This is a genomic window from Rhodococcus sp. M8 (assembly GCF_015654185.1).
In the GTDB taxonomy this organism is placed as follows: Bacteria; Actinomycetota; Actinomycetes; order Mycobacteriales; family Mycobacteriaceae; genus Rhodococcus; species Rhodococcus aetherivorans.
This window is the reverse complement of record NZ_CP064065.1, coordinates 3,795,957-3,817,248: the sequence shown is the minus strand read 5'-3', so window position 1 is coordinate 3,817,248 and position 21,292 is coordinate 3,795,957. Positions and strand designations below refer to the sequence as shown.

The 21,292-nt window shown below is 71.2% G+C and carries 15 protein-coding genes; 5 read left to right on the top strand and 10 right to left on the bottom strand.

What is annotated here, in order from left to right:
• Positions 1-3 precede the first annotated feature (3 nt).
• The 3 genes from ISO16_RS17260 to trxB form a co-directional block, all read right to left on the bottom strand.
• Positions 4-1,188: an N-acetylmuramoyl-L-alanine amidase gene (locus tag ISO16_RS17260; RefSeq protein WP_065923256.1), complete on the bottom strand. Its 1,185-nt coding sequence runs from the start codon at positions 1,186-1,188 to the stop codon at positions 4-6.
• Between the two features lie 127 nt (positions 1,189-1,315).
• Entirely contained in the window at positions 1,316-1,645 is a 330-nt protein-coding gene (gene trxA / locus ISO16_RS17255; protein ID WP_006934442.1) for a thioredoxin, read from the bottom strand.
• A 31-nt stretch (positions 1,646-1,676) separates the two neighbouring features.
• The gene (trxB, locus tag ISO16_RS17250) at positions 1,677-2,645 is read right to left on the bottom strand and encodes a thioredoxin-disulfide reductase (RefSeq protein ID WP_072633805.1); all 969 of its coding nucleotides are present in this window, start codon (positions 2,643-2,645) and stop codon (positions 1,677-1,679) included.
• Between the two features lie 251 nt (positions 2,646-2,896).
• Here trxB and ISO16_RS17245 point away from each other — a divergent pair, with 251 nt between their 5' ends.
• Entirely contained in the window at positions 2,897-3,592 is a 696-nt protein-coding gene (locus tag ISO16_RS17245; RefSeq protein ID WP_072633804.1) for a hypothetical protein, read from the top strand.
• Here the strand turns inward: ISO16_RS17245 and ISO16_RS17240 are convergent.
• A complete protein-coding gene (locus ISO16_RS17240; protein WP_170914003.1) occupies positions 3,537-6,722 on the bottom strand; it encodes a BTAD domain-containing putative transcriptional regulator in 3,186 nt (1,061 codons plus the stop codon). The two genes, ISO16_RS17245 and ISO16_RS17240, sit on opposite strands and share 56 nt — an antisense overlap.
• Before the next feature lie 47 nt (positions 6,723-6,769).
• Positions 6,770-7,969: an NADH:flavin oxidoreductase gene (locus ISO16_RS17235; RefSeq protein ID WP_072633803.1), complete on the bottom strand. Its 1,200-nt coding sequence runs from the start codon at positions 7,967-7,969 to the stop codon at positions 6,770-6,772.
• A gap of 81 nt (positions 7,970-8,050) precedes the next feature.
• On the opposite strand from ISO16_RS17235, the gene ISO16_RS17230 reads away from it, so the two are divergent.
• Positions 8,051-8,626, top strand: coding sequence for a TetR/AcrR family transcriptional regulator (locus tag ISO16_RS17230; protein WP_029546793.1), 576 nt, complete (start codon positions 8,051-8,053; stop codon positions 8,624-8,626).
• 12 nt (positions 8,627-8,638) lie between these two features.
• On the opposite strand, the gene ISO16_RS17225 is transcribed toward ISO16_RS17230, so the two are convergent.
• The 5 genes from ISO16_RS17225 to ISO16_RS17205 form a co-directional block, all read right to left on the bottom strand.
• Positions 8,639-9,337 carry a hypothetical protein gene (locus ISO16_RS17225; RefSeq protein ID WP_072633802.1) on the bottom strand — a complete coding sequence of 233 codons (699 nt, stop codon included), beginning with the start codon at positions 9,335-9,337 and terminating at the stop codon, positions 8,639-8,641.
• 52 nt (positions 9,338-9,389) lie between these two features.
• On the bottom strand, positions 9,390-9,935 hold the full coding sequence (sigM, locus tag ISO16_RS17220) for an RNA polymerase sigma factor SigM (protein WP_006934425.1): 546 nt from the start codon (positions 9,933-9,935) through the stop codon (positions 9,390-9,392).
• 83 nt (positions 9,936-10,018) lie between these two features.
• Positions 10,019-13,855, bottom strand: a complete 3,837-nt coding sequence (murJ, locus tag ISO16_RS17215; RefSeq protein ID WP_072633801.1) for a murein biosynthesis integral membrane protein MurJ — start codon at positions 13,853-13,855, stop codon at positions 10,019-10,021.
• Positions 13,852-16,191 (bottom strand): DUF6049 family protein, encoded by a 2,340-nt coding sequence (locus ISO16_RS17210; protein ID WP_072633800.1) that lies wholly within the window; start codon positions 16,189-16,191, stop codon positions 13,852-13,854. Before ISO16_RS17210 ends, murJ begins: the two co-directional genes overlap by 4 nt.
• Positions 16,188-16,781 carry an NUDIX hydrolase gene (locus tag ISO16_RS17205; protein ID WP_006934418.1) on the bottom strand — a complete coding sequence of 198 codons (594 nt, stop codon included), beginning with the start codon at positions 16,779-16,781 and terminating at the stop codon, positions 16,188-16,190. The genes ISO16_RS17210 and ISO16_RS17205 overlap by 4 nt, the downstream gene beginning before the upstream one ends.
• A gap of 98 nt (positions 16,782-16,879) precedes the next feature.
• Here ISO16_RS17205 and ISO16_RS17200 point away from each other — a divergent pair, with 98 nt between their 5' ends.
• The 3 genes from ISO16_RS17200 to katG all read left to right on the top strand — a co-directional run bounded on the left by ISO16_RS17200 (position 16,880) and on the right by katG (position 21,137).
• A complete protein-coding gene (locus tag ISO16_RS17200) occupies positions 16,880-18,334 on the top strand; it encodes a CCA tRNA nucleotidyltransferase (protein WP_072633799.1) in 1,455 nt (484 codons plus the stop codon).
• A 132-nt stretch (positions 18,335-18,466) separates the two neighbouring features.
• On the top strand, positions 18,467-18,910 hold the full coding sequence (locus ISO16_RS17195; protein ID WP_072633798.1) for a Fur family transcriptional regulator: 444 nt from the start codon (positions 18,467-18,469) through the stop codon (positions 18,908-18,910).
• A gap of 40 nt (positions 18,911-18,950) precedes the next feature.
• A complete protein-coding gene (gene katG, locus ISO16_RS17190) occupies positions 18,951-21,137 on the top strand; it encodes a catalase/peroxidase HPI (RefSeq protein WP_072633797.1) in 2,187 nt (728 codons plus the stop codon).
• The last annotated feature ends 155 nt before the right edge of the window (positions 21,138-21,292 follow it).

Genomic DNA, 21,292 nt, shown 5'->3' with positions numbered 1-21,292 from the left:
CGCTCAGCGGGTCTCGGTGATCGACAGTTCCTCGGCGAGCAGTTCGGCGAAGGTGTAGGTGCCGGTGGGCTGGTCGTCCTGACCGAGCAGGTACAGCCGCTTGACCGAGATGAGGATGGCTTCGGCGATGATGTCGCGCGAACGCGGGTTGGCGAGGACCGCGGCGTCCTGCGTGTTCGTGAGGTAGCCGAGGTCGATCTGTACGGTCGGCATGTTCGTCAGGCGCAGCAGATCCCAGGTGCGACCGTGGCTACGGCAGTCCCGCAGCGGCGTGCGGGCCGTCACCTCGCGCTGGATGAAGCCGGTGAGCACCTGGCCGATCATCGACTCGGAGCCGTGCGCGTTGCCGTAATGGAAGCTCGCGATGCCGCTCGCGGCCGGATTGGGGCTGCTGTCGCAGCGCAGGGAGATCATCAGGTCCGCGCCGAACGCGTTGGAGGTGCCGGCCCGCTCGATGTTCGACGGATTCGCGTGGTACGGCCGGGAGAGGAAGGTCTCCATTCCGGTCGCGGCCATGCGGCCCTCGAGGCGACGAGCGAGGTCCCACAGGATGTCGGCCTCGGAGATGTCGCCATGCGGGCTGCGCACGATGATGCCGTGGTCGCGGCCACCGAGGCCGGGATCGATGACGATGCGCTTGCCGCTCAGGTGCGGACCGGACCGGCGGACGATCTCCTCCTCGCTGATGGCGTGCGGCGATCCGCCGGTGACCCGGGTGCCGAGCAGTTCCAGCGACCGGAGGGTCTCCGCGCCGCAGATGCCGTCGGGTGCGAGGCCGATCTCCCGCTGGAAGGAGCTCAGGGCCTCGTGGGTGCGCGGCCCGAAGTAGCCGTCGACCCGGTCCACGTAGAACCCGAGATCCTGCAGGCGTCGCTGCAACGTCGCGACGTCGTCGCCGTAGAGCGGTGCGGAGAGCTGATAGATGAGGGTGCGGGCGCCGAGCCGATACGAGGCTTCCTTCAGCGACCGGTAGGTGGCGGGACCGACGACGCCGTCGACGAGCAGACCGCGCTGCTGCTGGAACGCACGCACCGCGCTGTCGAGCTCACGGTCGAACACCGCATCGGAGCCCACCCAGCTGTCGCCGGCGGAGACGTCGGACTCGCCGTGCAGAAATCCGAGGCCGGTGAGGGTGCTCCGGATTTCGGCGACGGCAGGGCCATGGTCGCCGTAGCGCAGTCGGTGCATGTCTCGGCCCTTTCCGTGCTGCTGACCTGCTGTGCCCGGTGTGACACCAGACCATCGTTCGATTGTCGCAGATGCGCCCGGATCACGAATAATCCGGGCGCATCCGTGTCGACGGGGAAACGGTGACTCAGAGCACGTCGGCGAGGTCGCGGAGGAGAGCCGCCTTGCCCTTCGCACCGACGATCGTCTTCACCGGCTTGCCACCGGAGAACAGGATCATCGTCGGGATCGACATGACCTTGTAGTCGCGCGCCGCGGCGGGGTTGGCGTCGATGTCGAGCTTGGCGATCTTGAGCTTCTCGGAGTGCTCCCCGGCGATCTCCTCGAGAACGGGAGCCACCATCTTGCACGGGCCGCACCAGGTCGCCCAGAAATCGACCAGTACCGGCTTGTCGGACTGCAGGACGTCCTCGACGAACGAGGCGTCGGAGATGGTGACGGTGTTCTTCTCGGCCACGATGGCTCCTACTCGATGGGTGTGGAAGGGGTCAGTATCCGGCGTTGACGGTGATCGGGTGGCGGTCTTCCTGCTCGGCGAGCCAGCGTTCGGCGTCGAGCGAGGCGGAACAGCCGGTGCCGGCGGCGGTGATGGCCTGGCGGTAGAGGTGGTCGACGAGGTCGCCCGCGGCGAAGACGCCCGGCAGGTTGGTGGCGGTGGTCGGGGTCTGCACCTGGACGTAGCCGGCGTCGTCGAGGTCGATCTGGCCGCGGACGAGTTCGCTGCGCGGGTCGTGGCCGATCGCGACGAACATGCCGGTCACCGGGACGGTGCTGCGCTCGCCGGTGACGGTGTCCTCGAGGACCAGGCCGGTGACGGCGGTGTCGCCGAGCACCTCGACGGGCTTGGCGTTGGTGACGATGCGGATCTTCTCGTTCGCGCGGGCGCGGTCGAGCATGATCTTCGAGGCGCGGAATTCCTCGCGGCGGTGGATGAGGGTGACGCTGCGGGCGAAGCGGGTCAGGAAGGTGGCTTCCTCCATGGCGGAGTCGCCGCCGCCGACGACGGCGATGTCCTGGTCACGGAAGAAGAAGCCGTCGCAGGTGGCGCAGGCGGACACGCCGCGGCCGAGGAGCTGCTCCTCGCCGGGGATGCCGAGGTAGCGCGCGGCGGCACCCATCGCCAGGATGACGGCGCGGGCGTGGTAGGTCTGTCCGTTGGCGACGACCTTCTTGACCGGGCCGGTCAGGTCGAGTTCGTCGACGTCCTCGGTGCGGATGTCGGCGCCGAAGCGCAGGGCCTGCTCGCGCATCTGGTCCATCAGGTCCGGTCCCATGATGCCCTCGCGGAAGCCGGGGAAATTCTCGACTTCGGTGGTGGTCATCAGGGCGCCGCCGAACTGGGTTCCCTCGAACAGCAGCGGGGACAGCTCGGCGCGGGCGGCGTAGATCCCGGCGGTGTATCCGGCCGGGCCCGAACCGACGATGATCAGGTCGTGGATCGTGGATTCAGTGGTCATGCGAGCCTTCCGGTGTCTGCTGGTACTTCTGTCTGCTGGTACTTCGATACGGGACGGTCGAGCCTGGAGGCCCGTGACCGGGACGTCGGTGGTCCACAAGACGTCAGTGGTCCACAACATGGGTCAACAACAGGGTAAGGGGTGTTGTTCCTCGAGTGCCGTGCGTCACGCCACACCGAGGCGTACCCTGCCCACCCGGACGGCAAGCGGACGGCAAGGGAACCGCAAGGCCGAATCGTCACGCTGACGGTATGACCGTAACTCCCGCACTGCTGTACCGCCTCGGCGCGGTGTCCGTCGTCGCCGCGTTCCCGTTGAACCTCGCCGGCGGCCTCCTGCATCCCGTCGTCGACGGCGCCGCGCATTCGGTGCCGGCGCTGTCCGCTCCGATCAATCCCCTCCCCCACGTCCTCCTGCTGTCGGGAACGCTGCTGTTGATGCTCGGTGTGCCCGCGCTGTACGCCTGGGTCGCCGCCGGAACCGGAATGCTCGGTCTCGTCGCGTACGTCACATACTTCCTGTCCTCGGTGCTGGTGGCGTTCTCGCACCTGGTGATCGAAGCCTTCGTCTCCGTGCCGTTCTCGCGCGATCCGGCGACGGCAGGGGCGATCTCCGGGTCGGACACCCTCCTCGACTACGAGCCCTATGTGCTCCTGCAGACCGTCAGCGGACTCGTCTTCATGGGCAGCATGATCCTGTTCGGCATCGCGCTGATCCGTTCGCGTGCGGTACCGGTGTGGATCGGCGCCCTCATGGCGGCGGGCGGTGCCGTTCTCCTGCTGCCGATTCCGGCGATGCCGGGCGTGACCGGACTGGTCGTCGAAATTCCACGCGGTTGCGCGTTCGCGGCGATCGGGCTGTGCGTCCTGTCCGCGACACGACGGAACGGGCTCAACGCCACGCCGCCCACGCCGGGTCGTGCAGTTGTGCCGACACCGTCGCGGTGAGTGTCTCGGCCGCATCGCGGAATCGGTGTGCCGAGTCCGCATCGCCGAGCATCGCCGCGGTCTCGGCGAGGGCAGCGTCCACGGGGCCGGCGTGGAACGAGCCGGAATCCAGGCCGGCGATGCGGCCGCTGAACGGCAGCAACTGCGCATGGCAGTCCCGTGCCGTCGCCGTGTCCGCGAGCCGGGCCGCGGCACGGGCGCGCAGGCATGTCATGGCCAGCCAGTAGTAGTCGCGCCGGAACGGCCGCTGGGCGCGCCACAACTGCCGCGCCCGTTCGTGTTCACCGCTGTCGAGCAGGGCGAGGACCAACGGGAACCGGACACTGTGCGGCCGTGCCGATTCGAGTGCGGACAACTCGGCGACGAGCGGAGCGAAGTCGTCGCGCGCCGTTGCCACACCGATGCGTCCGACGGTACCGATCCACCGGGCCGAGGCGGTACCCTCCGCCTCGAGTTGTGCTGCGACGGTGTCATATCCGCGCTGTGCGCCGTCCTCGTCGCCGGCGAGGAGGCGCACCAGGGCGCGGAACAGTTCGACCACGCCGAGCAACTGGGAGAGCTGCCGGCCGGCCGCGTACCGCACGGCGAGTTCGGCGTGGCGACGGGCCTCGTCGAGTTCGGTGTCTGCGGCGGCGGCGAGGAACCACTGGAAGTGTGCCTGCGCCTGATACGCGGCGTCCCCCGCGTCGCCGGCGACGGTGAGGAGTTCCGCGGCGATGTCACGCCGCTGCGCCACGAGGTCCGGGCCGTACGCGACGAATCCGAGGGCGTTGAGCGCACGGCAGCGCAGCCCGGCGTCGGCGGTTCCCCGCGCGAGGGCGTGCGCGCGGCGGGCCGCGGCGAGGGCGGCCACCGAGTCGGCGCCCTCGAGTTCGAAGACGGCGGTGACGAGCAGCAGGACCCGGTCGTGGTCGCCGAGGGCGGTGGTGGCGAGGAGTGACTGCACGGGGTCGAGGATGCGCCGGTCCGGTTCGTCGTCGACCCGGACGGTCCAGGTGACCGGCGCGGACCACGAAGTGAGCGCCGCAACGAGGGCCGGCGGGTCACCGATCCGCCGGGCGAGATCCACGGCGCGTTGGCGCACGACGCGTGCGGTGACCACGTCGCCGGTGTGGGCGAGCGCTCCGACGTATCCGGTGAGCAGCGGCAGCAGGCCGTCTTCCGGTACGACGGTGGACATCTCGTGTGCCGACACCGCAGCGCCCCACAGGGTGACCGCATCGGCTCGGGCGCCGAGAGCGTCGGCGCGACGGGCCGCCGCGGTGAGGTGCGCGACGGCGTGGTGGGCGGTGGACGGGGTGGCCGCGAGCGCCGCATGGTGTGCCGTCGCGGCCACCTCGGCCGGCCGCAGGGCGGACAACGCCGCGAGGGCCGCGCCGTGCAGACGGGTGCGCCGGAGGCGTGACTGCCCCGCGTACAGGGTTTCCCGGACGAGATTGTGGGTGAACCGGATCCGCTCGGGCGCGGGTTCCTCGAGCAGGCGGGCGCGCAGGGCCGGCTCGAGTGGCTCGAGGAGGGACTCGAGGTCGGTTCCGCACATCGCGGCGAGCACGTCCAGGTCGGCTTCGCGTCCGAGGACGGCGGCCGCGGACAGCACGGCGACGGTAGCCTCGGGCAGCGTGTGGATGCGGTGGTGCAGTACGTCGGCGATCCCGGCCGGCACGTCGTGATGGAGTGCCCGGACGCCCCGGTCGGCGATCAGCAGAGCAAATTCTCTGACGAACAACGGATTTCGGTCGGTCCGGGCGACGAGCAACGCCATGTCCTCGGGCGCCAGGGCGACGACGCCGCATTCGCGGACGAGGCGGGCGATGCCGTCGTCGGTCAGCGGGGCGAGGCGGAGCTGCCGGCCGGGGCACGCGTTCGTCGCCGCGCGGACGGCGGCGAGTTCGCTCCCCGCCTCGGTGGGCCGATAGGTGGCGACGGCGAGCAGCGGCCGGGTTCGCAGGGCGGCGAGGGTGAGGCGCAGCAGGTGCAGGGTCGGTTCGTCGGCGCGGTGCATGTCGTCGATGCGGCCGAGGTGCCGCGTGAGCGAACGGGCGAGCCCGAACGTGTCGAGGCCGGTGCCGGGCACGGCCAGCCGGGACGTCATCGTGGCCGTGCCGTCGGGGTCGGTGTGGGCGAGGGCGTCGAGGATCTCGATCCAGGGCCACCCCGGTGGCGCACCGTCCACCTCGGGGCAGTTGCCGCGGGCAACCTGCCAGCCGTCGCCCTCGAGAGCGACGGCGAGCAGCGTGGTGAGATGGGTCTTGCCCGCCCCGGGTTCCCCGGCCAGCCACGTCAGACGCGTCTCACCGCGGGCGGCGCGTCCGGCCTCGTCCAGCAGGACGCCGAGTTCGGCGGGGCGGACGTGGTCGGCGATCGGCGCTCGGTCCCGGGCAGGACCGGCCGTACCGGTGAGGATCTCGTGCTCGACGGCCCGTAGTGCCGGACCGGGGTCGAGGCCCAGTTCGGTGGCCAGGTACTGCCGCGAGCGGCGGATGACGGCGAGGGCGTCGGCCGGGCCGTCGGCGCGGTACCGGGCGCGCGCCAGGAGCCCGACGGCGCGTTCGCGGCCGGGGTCCGCCGCGACGATGTCGCTCAGCGACGCGATCAGCGGCGCGACGGGAGCACCGAGTTCGAGCGCGGTCTCGGCGTACTGTTCCACCGCCGTGCGGCGCAGTTCCCCGAACCGGTCGGATTCGATTGCCGCCCAGGGATATCGATCGATGTCGGGCAGCGGATCCCGCCACCGCTCGAGGGCCTGCCCGAGGTGCCGGAGCCGGTCGTGGGGTGCGGTGACGGTGCGGGTGACGGCGTCCTCGAACGCCCACGCGTCCACCGCGGCGACAGGCAGGTTCAGCGCGTACCCGGCGGCGCTCCGTGGCAGCGGGTCGTGGCCCGGACCGAGCACCCGGCGCAGGTGGGAGATGTGCGCCTGCAGCGCCGCCACCGGTTTGGCCGGCGGTGCCCCGCCCCACAGGTCCTCGACGAGCCGGTCGGCGGAGACCGGGTGCCCGCGTGCCGCCACCAGCCGGGCGAGCAGCGCACGACGGACGGGACCGCCGAGGGCGACGAGCTGCCCGTCGACGAGCGCGGCGACGGCGCCCAGCACCCGCACCTGCACGGGCGGGGTCGTCGCGTTCGTCACCGCCCACCGTCCATGGTGTTGCAGGATAGCTGCGGGCCGGCGCACCGTCAGGGGCTGTGCTCCACGTCGCGCAGGGATTCGCGCACGACGCACCGGGTTCCGGTGTAGATGGTGGGCATGCACTTGTTGCAGTGGATGCACAGCCCTTCGCGCACGCGCTCGTCCCGGAACTTGTTGACGAGGTACGGGTCTCGCAGCAGCGCCCGGCCCATCGCGACGAACTCGAATCCCTCGTCGAGCGCGTTCTCGATGGTGTCGATCCGGTTGATGCCGCCGAGGAGTATGAGCGGGGTGCGCAGCTCGGACCGGAACTGCCGAGCCATCGGGCGGAAGAACGCCTCCTCGAAGGGGTAGGTCGGGAAGAGCCGCGGCCCGTAGAACCGCAGTCCCAGCCCGACGAGCCTGGGCTGGGACGCGACGAACTCGGCCAGCGGGACGTCGCCGCGGAAGAAGTACATGCCGTTGAGCAGGGAGCTGCCGCCGGTGAGTTCCATCGCGTCGATGTGGCCGTCGGATTCGATCAGCCGCGCCATGGGCAGGCTCTCGTGGAGCCACAGGCCCTTGGGGACGCCGTCCGTCATGTTGAACTTGACGATGACGGCGACCGAGTCGCCGGCCGCCTTGCGGACCGCCTCGAGAACGCGCCGGGGAAACGCGGTTCGCTTCTCGAGACTGCCGCCGTAGCGGTCGCTGCGCTTGTTGAGATTCGGGCTGAGGAACGAGCTGAGCAGATAGTTGTGCCCCAGGTGCACCTCGAGCGCGTCGAATCCGGCCTCGACGGCGCAGCGGGTCGCGTTCTCGTAATCGGTGACGACCTGATCGAGCTGCGCGAGACTCGCGCCCCGCACCAGGCCCATGGCGGGGGCGCTGATGCGGGTGGACGGGGCGAGGGTCTTCGTCCCGTTGGAGATCTGGTTGGCGACGAGTCCGGCGTGCCCGATCTGCGCCGAGGCGAGCGCGCCCTCCGCGTGCACGGCGTCGGTGAGGCGGCGCAGGCCCGGCACGGTGTCGCGGTCGAGGACGACGGTGTTGCGGTGTACGCGTCCGCCGGGTGCGACGGCGCAGTACGCGACGGTGGTCAGTGCGGTGCCGCCGCGGGCGACCTCGGCATGGAACTCGACGAGTTCGTCGGTGACGCGACCGCCGGGCATGACGCCCTCGAACGTCGCGGCCTTGAGGATGCGGTTGCGCAGGGTGAGCGGTCCGAGCCGAACGGGTTCGAACACGGCGGGTCGCGACGAGGTCATGCCCCTACTTTCGATGCCAGTGGTTCTGTAACGTGTTGCAACTATAGTGCCGCGCCGTGCCGTGCACCACAATTACCGGTGATGACCGCATCCCACCGCTCCCCCACGCCCGCCGGCCGCCCCCGCGATCCGCGCATCGACGCCGAGGTCCTCGCCGTGACCCGCGCGATGCTGCTCGAGGTCGGCTGGGAACACCTGAGCCTGCGTGGCATCGCGGCCCGGGCCGGGGTGAGCCGGGCGGCCCTCACCCGGCGGTGGCCGTCGAAGGCGCACCTCGTGCTCGACTCGCTTCTCGGTTCCGCGCCGGACCTGACCCCGATGCACGGGACGGACCGCCGCGGCTGGATCGAATGGGTCGTCAGGGGCAGCGCGGACCTGTTCGCCCGCCCCGACGTCCGCGCCGCCCTGCCCGGACTCATCGCCGCACTCCGCGATCACGACGATCTGCGGAACACCCTGTGGCGCACCTTCAGCGGCCCCAGCACGGCACTGTTCTCCCACGGCGACGGCTCCTCTCCCGCCGACCTCGACGCACGTGCCGTGCTCGTCCTCGCCGCGGGTGCGGCGCTGTTCGCGAGCATCGTTGCGGCCGAGGACGACACGTCCGCCCTGCGGGAGCGGATCCTCGATCTGTTGCTGCCCGCCGCGGACGGTTGAACTCCTTGCGAATCAGCCGATCTGACGGATCACCAGAGTCGCCGGATCGGAAGCGCCGCATCCCGTGCCCACCACCAGTGCCGTCAACCGCGGCGACGCGGCATCACCCAGGACCAGCGCGACCGCCTCCCGGCCGTCGAACCGGATCGTGCGTGACCCCAGCAGTGGCCGGGATTCGTCGATGCCGTTGGCCTCGAGGCATTCTCGGAGTACTGCGTGATCCGACAGCGGGCCGGGGTCGGACGCGCCGATCATCGCGCGCCAGGTCGCCGGGTCGAGCACGTCGGCACCGGGTGCAGCAGAAGCCGGCGCGGCAGCGGCGGGCGCGGCCATCGGCGCCGCGGCCTCGGGGCGTCCGGCGCCGTGGGCGGTGACGGCGAATCCGATCGCCACCGCGGCCGCGGCCCCCGTCCCGGCCGCGGCGAGCAGCCACCGTCGCCGTCGACGCGCGGCGGCGTCGGCGGTCAGTGCCGCATCGATGCGGGCCGCCACTTCCGGCGGGATCGGCGGGCTCTCAACATCTTCGGCCGCACCGAGGGCCCGGAGCCGGCGGCTGACGGAGTCGAGCGCGGCGATCACCGCCATGGCGTCCGGATCCCGCCGCACCGCCGGCCACAATCCGGCGGTGACGTCGTCGTCCAGGGCCCCGGCGTGCAGGTCGGCGAGCAGGTCGGCAGAATACGGCGGCCGCGGCAGCTCGTCCTCGGTCATCCGCTGTCCTCCCCGCCTTCCGGTGCCCTCACCAGGATAAGACGGCCGCCGATCACGATCGGTTCCCCGTATCCCGCAGGTCACCGAGAAGCACCGCGAGCCGCCGGCGCCCGCGCGCGCAGCGGCTCTTGACCGTGCCCTCGGGAACACCGAGCCGCCGGGCCGCCTCGCTCACCGGCCAGCCCTCCACGTCGACGGCGACGACCGCGGCGCGTTGCTCCGGTGGCAGGGTGAACAACGCCGCCTCGATGTCGAGCGCGATCTCCCGCTCCGCGATGCGATCCCGTTCGTCGCGGGCATCGGTGCCGTCGTCGTACAGCGGGACGGTCGGTCGCGCCTTGTTGCGCCGGATGCGGTCCAGGCACGCGTTCACCACGATGGTGTGCAGCCAGCTGCGAACCGCCGCGGTGTTCCGGAATTTCCCCGCCGTACGATGCGCCGACAGCAACGCCTCCTGCAGGGCGTCCGCGGCATCCTCGGGCGAATAGCTGGTGCGGCGCGCCACCTGCCACAGATGGTCGTAGTGCCGTTCGAGCAGTTGCGCGAACGCGCGTCGGTCCCCCGCCGCGTGCGCCGCCAGTAACTCGGCGTCGGACACGGCAATTCCTGCGATCCCCCCCAAAATTCGCACGCGCGGATGGTAGCCGATCGAGGTGGGCGACCGGAGGCGCGTGCGCCGGGCTATTCGGCGGCGGTGAACGTCACCTCGGCGATCGAGCTCTTGTTGCCGCCGCCGGACGTGCTCAGCCCCGTGATCCACACCAGCACATCGGAGGTGCGGCCCTCGGCCTCGACGGGGATCTCCGTGACGCCGGACCGCAGCGTCGCCGAGCCGATCACCTGGGTCTGGTCCAGGGAGGCCTGGTCCGACGGTGCGCTGCGGATCTCGACCTTCGTGCCCGGGCTGTCCGACGTCACCGACACCGACGAGAGCGCGGCCGGCTCGGCGAGCGCCACCATCAGTCCCACACCGTTCTTCAGGGCGGGAAACGGCTGGAAGTAGGCGTCGGTGCTCCACTCCGTCGACGGATCACCGTCGATGGCCAACCGCGCCGTCGCCGGCGAATCCGGGGTGCCCTGCGGGGAGAACACCGAGACTGCCGATGCCGCCACCGGTCCGGCCGCTGCGGCCGGGGTCGGCGCCTGGGCGACCGGCTCCGACGGCGCCTCGGAGGTCGGGGTGAGGCCGAAGTCCTGGCTCGTGAGCGGCTCGTCGGAGTTGCCTCCGGCGAGCAGGTTCGCGATCCACCAGCCGATCAGGGCGAGGAGCACCACCGTGGTGATGCCGAGGCCGACGAGCGCGAACAGCATCCGCTCGGATCGCTTCTTCTCCTCGGCGAGAGCCTCCGGGTCCGCGAGGGCGTGGTCGGTGGCGCCGGCACTGCGCTGGCCGAGCCGCAGCGCCGGGATCATGTCGGTCTTCTGGTCCACGACCGAGGCCTGGCCGAGGATGTGCTGCACGGTGGCCGCGGTCCGGATTCCGCCGTCGGCGGCGAGCGCACGCACCGCCACCGCGGAGATCTCGAACGGCACCTCCGGCCGCAGCGTGCGGGGCTCGACCGCGATGCCCTCGGCGGTCAGGTCCGCCGGGCGCATCCCGCCGATCGTGCCGCCGGTGTGCGCCGGGGGCTGCTCCCCGGGCGCGGCCTGTTCGGGCAGCGGCCAGCGGGCGGTGATCAGGCCGTAGAGGCTCGCGCCGAGGCCCCGGACGTCGGAGGTCACGTCCGCGTCGGCGAAGGTGGCGGGGAAGGCCAGCACCGCGTCGCCGGCGACACTGATGCGGATCCGGTCGGGGTGATCGATCGAGAGGGCGCCGCCGCTGCGGTGCGCGGCCTCCGCCGCGGCCGCGAGGGCCTGCACAGCGCGGGCCGCGCCGAGCGGGGACGGCTCGGTGCCGGACATCTCGCGCAGCGAACGACCGGGCGTCCACTCGGCGACGACGATGCCGCCCGAGCTGCCGCGGACCACGTCGAGCACGCGTGCGAGCCCCGGTGAGTTGATCCGGCCCAGCCGCAGGGTGCGCGACAGGATGGCCTGCGGACCGTCGGGACCGGTCACGTCCCCGGCGCGCTGCTCGGCGTCGACGAACGTCAGCGCCACCTCGCGGTCGAGCTTGACGTCCTGCGCCTGCCAGAAACGCAGACCGCGCGCGCCGCCGTGCGGGGCGAGCAGACGGTAGCGGCCACCGGCGACCGACGCGCCGGGGATCAGCTTCGGCCCGCGCATCGGGGTGCGCGGCGCGGACCCCGGCACACGCAGCGGAGGCAGCTGGGGCGAGCCGATCGGGATGACGCCGGTGTCGACGTGGGGATCGCGGCGGGGCCGGCCGGCACCGGAGCGGTTCTCGGCGGGGCTGCCGGCGGACTTCTGCGGCGAGGCGGAACGGTCGGGGATGCCGGCTTGCGGGGACTGCGTCGACGTGCCGTCGGCGTCCGTGGACACCGAACCCGGGTCCGTCGATGCGGACTCATCGACCGTGGACTTACCGGTAGCGTGGTCGTCGCTCACCCTCACTCCTTCTTGTTCGACTCGCCCGCCCCGGAGGTAACCGGGAGGCCGTCCGGCATCCGCGAACCGGCGCGATCCGTCCCGGGTGGTACGAACCTGCCGTCGACCAGGGTACGGGAGTTGCCGGTGTGCATCGATGTGGCTCGGCACGTCCCTGATGGCGGGAATCACCTCGGTGACCGCGTCGTACGGGGCCACCCCGTAGTCGCCGTAGTCCAGGCGCGGCAACACGATGGTCTTCTCGGCCTCCGATTCCTCGAAGCGGGCCGCCTCGAGTTCGGCGATCTCGTCGGCATCCGCCTCGGCGACGGCCGGCTCGACGGGCGTGCGTCCGCGCAGCGCGTCGACCTTGCGCCGGACCGCCGCGGTGATCGCCAGGATCTCGGGCACCTTCAGCAACCACATCACCGTGAGGGTCACCAGCAGCATCAGCGCGCCGGTGATCGCGACCCGCACCATCGAGCCGATGCCGCCGAACCGGTCGCTCAGCGCACCGAGCCGCAGCAGCCGATCGGTGAGCAGCATCGCCGCCGAACCTGCGGCCGAGGCGATCACCACGTGCCACACGGTCCGGCCCACGTTCGCCATCCGCAGGTCGCCGAGGGCGCGGTGCAGCAGGAAGCCGCCGATGCCCGCCCCGACGGTGAAGGCCAGGCCGGTCGCCACGCCCAGCAGCAGCACCACCTGGTCGTCGTTGCGGGCGACGACGGGCGCGATCGCGGACAGGCCGATCTTCACGGCGGTGATGCCGAGGATGATCCACGTGGGGGTCCACGCCTGCTCGCGTGCGTAGAACACGCGCAGATGGATGAGGACGAGGGCGTACGGGATCAGGGTGAACGCCGACCAGCTGACCGCCTGGCCCAGCCGTTCGGCGTTGCCCTCGCCGAAGCTGCCGTAGCCGTACAGGGCCGTGCCGATCTGCGGGCCGGCGACGGTGAAGAACACGACGATCGGGATCAGCGCGATCATCGTCAGCCGGGTCGCGACCGACAGGTCGTCCACCACCGCGGGGGTGTCCTCCTCGGCGGCGTTGCGGCTCAGCCGCGGCATGATCGCGGTGAGCACCGTGACGCCGAGGACGCCGTACGGCAGCTGCAGCAGCAGCCACGCGTTGTTGTAGATCGCCGGGCCGGCCGCGTCGGCGCTCGACGAGACGTGTGTCGCGAACACCATGCCGGCCTGGCTGATGAGCACGTACAGCACGATGGCCGCGGCCATGCCGCCGAACTGGCGCAGCCGGTCGTCGAGCCCCCACAGCGGCTTGAGGCTGATCCCCTCGCGGCGCAGCGCCGGCACCAGGGACATCGCCTGGGTCACCACACCGAGGGTGACGCCGCAGCCGAGCAGCAGCAGGTGCGGGTCGCTCATGCGCACCGGGTCGAGGGTGATCTCCCCGGGCAGCAGGAAGTACAGGACCAGGACCGTGATGACGACGATGTTGTTCAGCACCGGCGCCCACGCGCCCGGTTTGAACACCTGCCGCGTGTTCAGGATGGCGGTCAGCAGCGCCGACAGGCCGTAGAACAGGATCGCCGGCAGCAACAGATACGTCAGCGCCGTGGTCAGCGTCGTCGACACCTTGCCCGTGTCGTCGAGGAAGAACCGGGTGACGAGGACCGGCGCCGCGGCGGTGGCCAGCAGGGCGGCGAGGCCGAGCACGGTGACGGAGACGGTGAACAGGCGCCGGACGAACGCCGTACCGCCGTCCGGGTCCTCGCGTTCCGCGCGGACCAGCACCGGCACGACGATCGAGGTGAGGACGGCGCCGAGCACCAGCTCGGAGATCATGTTCGGGATCTGGGCGGCCACCGTGTACGAGCTCGCGACGGCGGCGCCGAGCAGGGTCAGCAACAGCACCTGCTTGACGAAGCCGGTGATGCGGCTGATCAGGGTCGCGAAGGCGATCGAGCCGGTCGCGGCGAGCAGGCCGGGGTTCTTGCGCGGGGCCGGCTCCGCCGCCGCGGGGGCGGGCGGGGCGACGTCCTCACGGGTGGGGTTCCCGGTCATCGTTTCTCGTACCCTTCGTCGGCTGGATCGGGCTCGCCGCGGAAGCGGTGCAGGAGACGACGGCCCGCCAGGAACAGCAGCAGCGCCCCCGCACAGCCGGTGACGATCGCGAGAACCTGGCCGTACGCGTTGGACCGTACCGTCACGTTCGTCGGGGTGCCGAGCGGCAGCCCGGACTCCGTGGTCAGGGCGAACTCGACACCGATCTTCCGCGAGTCGCTGATCTGCGCCGGCACCGTGAGGGTGCGGCTGCCGCGCGGGGGCAGCTGGGTGGGCCCGATGTCGGTGATCTTCATCGCCGACGGCGCGTCCACGTGCAGCCGCACGGTGATGCCCACGGGCAGATCGTTGCGCGCGACCAACAGTAGGGGACTCTGTTCCGAGGTCAGCGTGTAGACACCGCCCGGTGAGAGCACGGTCACTCCCGCGAACATCCCGTCGACGGCGTCGCGTACCTCCTCGCCGCGCTGCCCCGCGTCGCGCGCGGCGGCGCCGGGGTCGGGCCCGCGCCGGCCCGCCAGGCTCATCGCGCGCAGCAGGTCCTCGCGCAGCGGTGCGGTGAACTGCTGCGGTGTCAGCTGTGCCTGCGGATCCTCGACGAGCGCCTCCTGGAACGAGTCGAGCCGGGGTGCCTGCTCGCGGGCCGCGTCGATCACCTCGGCCGACGCACCGTCGACGATGGCCTGCTCCGGGTAGGACAGCGCGACGGTGGGGGCGTCCCCGGCGGCGGGTGCGAACAGGGTGTCGAACGGACGCGGGGTGGCCAGGCCGGAGCGGATCAGGGTGCCGACCATCGACAGGACCGCGGCGGCGTCGTCGCCGGACGCACTCCACGACTGCGGCGGCACGAACAGCGCGGAGCCCGGGGCCGCGGACGCGCCGTCGCCGGTGGACACGGTCCGGGTGGCGCTCTCCGACGTGCGCAGCGCGGACCAGCTCAGGGCGCCCAGCGCGTCCTGCAGCCGGGCGCCCGGGGAATCCTCGGTGAGGTCGTAGCGGGCGTCCTCGGCGGTGAACGACGGTGTCTGGGGAGCGTCGCCCAGCGCGGCGAGCGCGGTGGCGGCGGCGCTGTCGAACAGGACCGTGGACAGGCCGTCCACCCCCCGCACGGGCATCGGACCCGTGCCCGCGTCCGAGTCCGCGGCGTCGACCGCCGTGTCGGCGAGCAGGGTCGTCACCGGGCCGTCGGCGGCGAGCAGCGCCCCCGCCTGCTCGGTGAGCACCCCGGCGTCGGGCCAGACCACGTCCTCCCGGGTCGTGGTGATCCCGAGGATCGTGTTCACGATCTCGGTCGGTGCGGCGAGCGCGGGCCCGGCGAGAGAGGCGTCGTCGAGTTCGGCGAGGGCGGCCACGTCGACCTGGGCGAAGGGCACCGCGACCGTGCACATCGATGCGGCCAGGGTGCGCAGCCGTTCCAGCCACGCGACGGCCGCGGCCGTCCCCTCCCCGTCGTGGGCGTCGCCCCTCGGCTCGGCCGTGTCCTCGACCACCAGGTAGCCGCGGGTCATGTTGGCGACGGTGACGAGCAGATCGGGGTCGACGGCCAGGCACATCGCGTCGGCGACGCGGCGGTCCTCGGCGGTGGCCGCGCGCTCGGCGGCGTCGAGCAGTCCGTCGAGCCGGCCGCCGTCGGCGAGCGACGTCGCGAGGTCGTCGTCGACGAGACGGACCGGGTCCGTCGCCGATCCGGGCACCCCCGCCGCGAGGCGCGGCCGGTCCGCGAGCGGCCACAGCATCGTGACCCCCACGGGTGCGGACGTGTCCGGGGGCACGGGCCGGCTCTCGCTGCTCTCGCCCGCGGGCACCCCCAGCACGGGCAGCAGGAACCGGGCGTCGTCGAGCCGTGCCTGACCGCCGTACTCGGGAGCTCCGTTGACGTTGACGAGCAGCGGATACACCCCGGGGGTGTCGATACCCAGCGAGGGGCTGTCGGCCGAGCGCAGCGCCAGCTCGAGGCGGAACTGCCGCTCCTCACCCCGCTCGAGGACGTCGGTGACCGATTCGAACGGCCCGGTGCGGTCGTAGGCGGTCTGATCCCAGGTCAGCGCCGTGCGCAGCTCCTCGGCGGAGTCGACCGCCGGGGCGCGCTGCAGCCGCACGGCGATGTCCTCGACATCGCGGTCCCCCACGTTCTCGAGCGTGCCGGTCACGGTCACCACCGGCTCGCTGCTGGTGGACATCGTCGTCGGCGTCACCGAGTCGATGCGCAACTCGAGGAAGCGCGGGGCGTCGGACGCGTCGCTGCGCGGCTGGGCGACGGCCACACCCGCCGTCGTCAGGACGAGCGCGAGCACGGCGAGAACGGCCGCCGCGGCCCGGCGAGCTGCCGAGGTCATCCGAGACGGGCCTCCGGTCCGCCGGGTCCGAGCAGCATCGACGGATCCATCTCGGCGATCAGCTGGTCGGCGACGTCGGCGAGCCTGCGCTCGTCCGCGTACGCCAGGCGCGAGCGCAGCTCCGGCAGCGGCACCCAGGCCACCTCGGTGACCTCGACGTCGGCGTCGGAGAGCTCGCCGTCCAGGTAACGCAGCAGGTAGTGGTGCACGGTCTTGTGGACGCGCCGGCCCTCGGTGACGAACCAGTAGTCGATGCTGCCGAGCGTGGCGAGGACGGTGCCGTGGATCCCGGTCTCCTCGTGGACCTCGCGCATCGCCGTCTGCTCGGCGGTCTCGCCCTTCTCGATGTGTCCCTTCGGCAGCGACCACAGCAGCCGGCCGCGCCGGTCCGTGCGGCCGATCAACGCCGCGCACAACTTGTCGGGTGGCCCGCCGAGGCCGTCGACCACCAGTCCCCCGGCCGATGTCTCGCGGACCGTGCGCAGGTGAGGCTTCGCCGCGTCGGAGGTGGCCCGGCCACCGGACTTGGCGCCCGCGCCACGCCGCCGCGAGGTGCGGCGGTTGCGGTTGGCACGTTCTGCGGGCGACACCTCATCGATACTAGTTGGCGGGACGTAGCCGGCGGTCCAACCAGGCACGTCCGGATCGCGCGACTGCGCGTTCGGCCACCTCGGTAAGGTTCGAAGACGTGAACTCTCCCTCCACCGACACCGAGCGGCGCGCCCGACTGCTCGCCGGCGCCGACGCGACGCTGCGTGCGCTGTCGGACATCCTGGCCCCGCTCGGTGAGCGCTTCACCGCCGCCGGTCACGAGCTGTACCTGGTGGGGGGGAGCGTCCGCGACGCGGTGCTCGGTCGCCTCGGCACCGACCTGGACTTCACCACCGACGCGCGGCCCGAGCAGGTGCAGGCGCTGCTGCGCGGCTGGGCCGACCACCAGTGGGACACCGGCATCGACTTCGGCACGATCAGCGCGGTCAAGGGCCCGGAGCAGATCGAGATCACCACGTTCCGTAGCGACGCGTACGACCGTGTCACCCGCCACCCGATCGTCGAGTACGGCACCAGCCTCGAGGACGACCTGATCCGCCGCGACTTCACCGTCAATGCCATGGCGGTACGGATCGGCCCGACCGGCGCGGAGGACTTCGTCGACCCGCTCGGCGGGATGGACGCCCTGCTCGCCGGGGTCATCGACACCCCCGCGATGCCGAGCGAGTCGTTCCACGACGATCCGCTGCGGATGCTGCGCGCGGCGCGGTTCGTCTCCCAGCTGGGGTTCGGTCTGGCGGAGCGGGTGCACGACGCGATCGTGGCCATGGGCGACGAGATCCTGCGCATCAGCGCCGAGCGGGTGCAGGCCGAGCTCGACAAGCTGATCCTCGGTGCCTACCCGATCGAGGGCATCGACATCATGGTCGAGACCGGCCTCGCCGAGCGGGTGATCCCGGAGATCCCGGCGATGAAGCTCGAGATCGACGAGCACCATCAGCACAAGGACGTGTACTGGCATTCGCTGACCGTGCTCAGGCAGGCCATCGACCTCGAGGACGGGGATCCCGATCTCGTGCTGCGCTGGGCGGCCCTGTTGCACGACATCGGCAAGCCCGCCACGAAGCACAACGAGCCGGGCGGCGGCGTCAGCTTCCACCACCACGAGGTCGTCGGGGCCAAGCTGGTCCGCAAACGGATGCGGGCCCTGAAGTACTCCAAGCAGATGGTCGACGACGTCAGTCAGCTCGTGTTCCTGCACCTGCGGTTCCACGGCTACGGCAAGGGCCAGTGGACGGACTCGGCGGTCCGGCGCTACGTGCACGACGCCGGTGACCTGCTGCCCCGGCTGCACAAGCTGGTCCGGGCGGACTGCACCACCCGCAACAAGCGCCGGGCCGCGGCGCTGCAGGCCACCTACGACGATCTCGAGACGCGCATCGAGCGGATCGCCGAGCAGGAGGACCTGGCGAAGGTGCGGCCCGACCTCGACGGCAACGCCATCATGGAGCTGCTCGGCCTGAAACCTGGCCCGCTGGTCGGGCAGGCCTGGAAGTTCCTCAAGGAGCTGCGGCTCGACCGTGGTCCCCTCGACCGCGACGAGGCCGAGGCCGAGCTGCTGAAGTGGTGGGCGCAGCAGCCGAAGCCCTAGCGGCCGAGTAGCCGGACGGGTGAGGGTCCGCGCGACCGCCACCCGCGCCACCGAACACACGCGCGAGTTCTGATCACGCTGCGGTTACCCAAAGTCGTGACTCATTCCAGAAAAGTGCGTCATAGTATCCACGTGCCCTCGACGCGGGATTACGTGGAGCAGTTGCGTACGGCGGAGCTGCGCGTGACCCGGCCCCGGATCGCGGTGCTGGAGGCGGTGCACCAGCATCCGCACGCCGACACGGAGACGATCTTCGGAGCCGTGCGCACCGGTCTGCCGGAGGTTTCCCGGCAGACCGTGTACGACGTGCTGCACGCCCTGACCGGTGCGGGTCTGGTGCGGCGGATCCAGCCGTCCGGTTCCGTCGCCCGGTACGAGTCGCGTGTCGGGGACAACCACCACCACCTCGTCTGCCGGTCCTGTGGGGCCATCGCCGACGTCGACTGTGCCGTCGGCGAGGCGCCCTGCCTGACCGCGTCCGACCACAGCGGCTTCCTCGTCGACGAGGCCGAGGTCATCTACTGGGGCATGTGCCCCGACTGCTCGGCAGCACACGCTTCGCGATCACATCCGTGATCACCGTCCGATTCACCGAAACCCGGAAGGAAGGGCCGACGTGTCCAACAGTGAAAGCGAAAATCCGGTAATCCCGTCCCCCGAGCCGAAGCCGCATCGGCCCAGGACCAACCGGGACTGGTGGCCGAACCAGCTGGACCTGCAGGTTCTCCACCAGCACTCGCCCCTCTCCAATCCGATGGGCCCGGACTACAACTACGCCGAAGAGTTCGCGACCCTCGACGTCGAGGCCCTGAAACAGGACATCTTCGAGTTGATGACGACGTCGCAGGAGTGGTGGCCGGCCGACTACGGCCATTACGGGCCGCTCTTCATCCGGATGAGCTGGCATGCCGCAGGCACGTACCGCATCGCCGACGGCCGGGGCGGCGGCGGCAAGGGCGCCCAGCGCTTCGCCCCCCTCAACAGCTGGCCCGACAACGCGAGCCTCGACAAGGCACGGCGGTTGCTCTGGCCGATCAAGCAGAAGTACGGCCGGAAGCTCTCGTGGGCGGACCTGCTGATCTTCGCCGGCAACTGCGCCTACGAATCGATGGGGTTCAAGACGTTCGGTTTCGGCTTCGGGCGCGAGGACATCTGGGAGCCCGACGAGGTGTTCTGGGGACCCGAGGACACGTGGCTCGGGGACGAGCGTTACGCCGGCGACAGGGAACTGTCCGGCCCGTTCGGCGCCGTGCAGATGGGCTTGATCTACGTGAATCCGGAAGGGCCCAACGGTAACCCGGATCCGATCGCCGCGGCCCGGGACATCCGGGAGACGTTCGGCCGGATGGCGATGAACGACGTCGAGACCGCGGCGCTCATCGCCGGTGGTCACAGCATCGGCAAGACCCACGGCGCCGCCACGGCCGACCACGTCGGTCCCGAGCCGGAGGCCGCTCCCATCGAGCAGCAGGGTCTCGGCTGGAAGAACTCCTTCGGCACCGGCGTGGGCGGGGACGCGATCACCAGCGGTCTGGAGGGCGCCTGGACGCCCACCCCCCGGCAGTGGGACAACAGCTTCCTGGAAACCCTGTACGGCTACGAGTGGGAGAAGACCAAGAGCCCCGCCGGTGCGTGGCAGTGGATCCCGAAGGACGGGGCCGGCGCCGACGCCGTCCCCGACGCCCACGACCCGTCGAAGCGGCACTCGCCGGTGATGCTGACCACGGACCTCTCCTTGCGACTCGACCCGATCTACGGACCGATCACCCGGCGCTGGCTGGACAACCCGAAGGAGTTCGAGGAGGAGTTCGCGAAGGCCTGGTACAAGCTGCTGCATCGCGACATGGGACCCGTCGCGCGCTACCTCGGACCGTGGGTCCCCGAGCCGCAGCTGTGGCAGGACCCGGTTCCCGCGGTCGATCACGAACTGATCGGAGCGGACGACATCGCCGCCCTCGGGAGCAAGATCCTCGAATCGGGCCTGTCCATCCCCCAGCTGGTCGCCGCGGCGTGGGCGTCGGCGGCGAGCTTCCGCGGCACCGACAAGCGCGGCGGAGCCAACGGGGCACGCATCCGCCTCGAGCCGCAGAAGAACTGGGAGATCAACGAACCGGGCCGGGTGGCCGAGGTGCTGCAGACCCTCGAACGGATCCAGCAGGACTTCAACGGCGCGCAGTCTGCGAGGAAGGTCTCGCTCGCGGACCTGATCGTCCTGGCCGGCTGCGCCGCCGTCCAGCAGGCAGCGAAGAACGCCGGCGTCGAGATCACGGTCCCGTTCACGCCGGGCCGCACCGATGCCTCGCAGGAACAGACCGATGTGGAGTCGTTCGCCGTGCTCGAACCCGCGGCCGACGGGTTCCGCAACTACCTGCGCGCCGGCGAGAAGCTGCCGCCGGAGCGGCTGATGCTGGACCGGGCGAACCTGTTGACGTTGACCGCTTCGGAGATGACGGTTCTCGTCGGCGGGATGCGTGCCCTGAACGCCAACTTCGGGCAATCCGCCCACGGCGTGTTCACCGATCGGCCCGAGGCACTGACCAACGACTTCTTCGTGAACCTGCTCGACATGCGCACGGAGTGGAAGGTGTCCGAGTCGACCGAGAACGTGTACGAGGGTCGTGATCGCGCCACGGGCGAGGTCAGGTGGACGGCCACGGCCGTCGACCTCGTCTTCGGCTCGAACTCGCAGCTGCGCGGTATCGCCGAGGTCTACGGCAGCGCCGACGCGCAGCAGAAGTTCGTGCAGGACTTCGTCTCTGCGTGGAACAAGGTGATGAACCTCGACCGGTTCGACCTCGCCTGAGCAGCGCTCGATGATCGGCCCCGGGGCCGATCATCCACACCCTCGTGCGGCATCCCGCCGGCTGACACAGCCCGCGGGGTGCCGTGCGTCGTTCCGGCGCCCGGGGGCCGCCGATCGGGCCGTTCGGGCCCTCTCACCGCCGCGCGCGGCGAATC

What these genes read in the sequence shown, in the direction of transcription:
- ISO16_RS17260 (WP_065923256.1), bottom strand. Translation starts at nt 1,188, where the DNA reads ATGCACCGACTGCGCTACGGCGACCATGGCCCTGCCGTCGCCGAAATC.
- trxB (WP_072633805.1), bottom strand. Translation starts at nt 2,645, where the DNA reads ATGACCACTGAATCCACGATCCACGACCTGATCATCGTCGGTTCGGGC.
- ISO16_RS17245 (WP_072633804.1), top strand. Translation starts at nt 2,897, where the DNA reads ATGACCGTAACTCCCGCACTGCTGTACCGCCTCGGCGCGGTGTCCGTC.
- ISO16_RS17235 (WP_072633803.1), bottom strand. Translation starts at nt 7,969, where the DNA reads ATGACCTCGTCGCGACCCGCCGTGTTCGAACCCGTTCGGCTCGGACCG.
- ISO16_RS17230 (WP_029546793.1), top strand. Translation starts at nt 8,051, where the DNA reads ATGACCGCATCCCACCGCTCCCCCACGCCCGCCGGCCGCCCCCGCGAT.
- ISO16_RS17225 (WP_072633802.1), bottom strand. Translation starts at nt 9,337, where the DNA reads ATGACCGAGGACGAGCTGCCGCGGCCGCCGTATTCTGCCGACCTGCTC.
- murJ (WP_072633801.1), bottom strand. Translation starts at nt 13,855, where the DNA reads ATGACCGGGAACCCCACCCGTGAGGACGTCGCCCCGCCCGCCCCCGCG.
- ISO16_RS17210 (WP_072633800.1), bottom strand. Translation starts at nt 16,191, where the DNA reads ATGACCTCGGCAGCTCGCCGGGCCGCGGCGGCCGTTCTCGCCGTGCTC.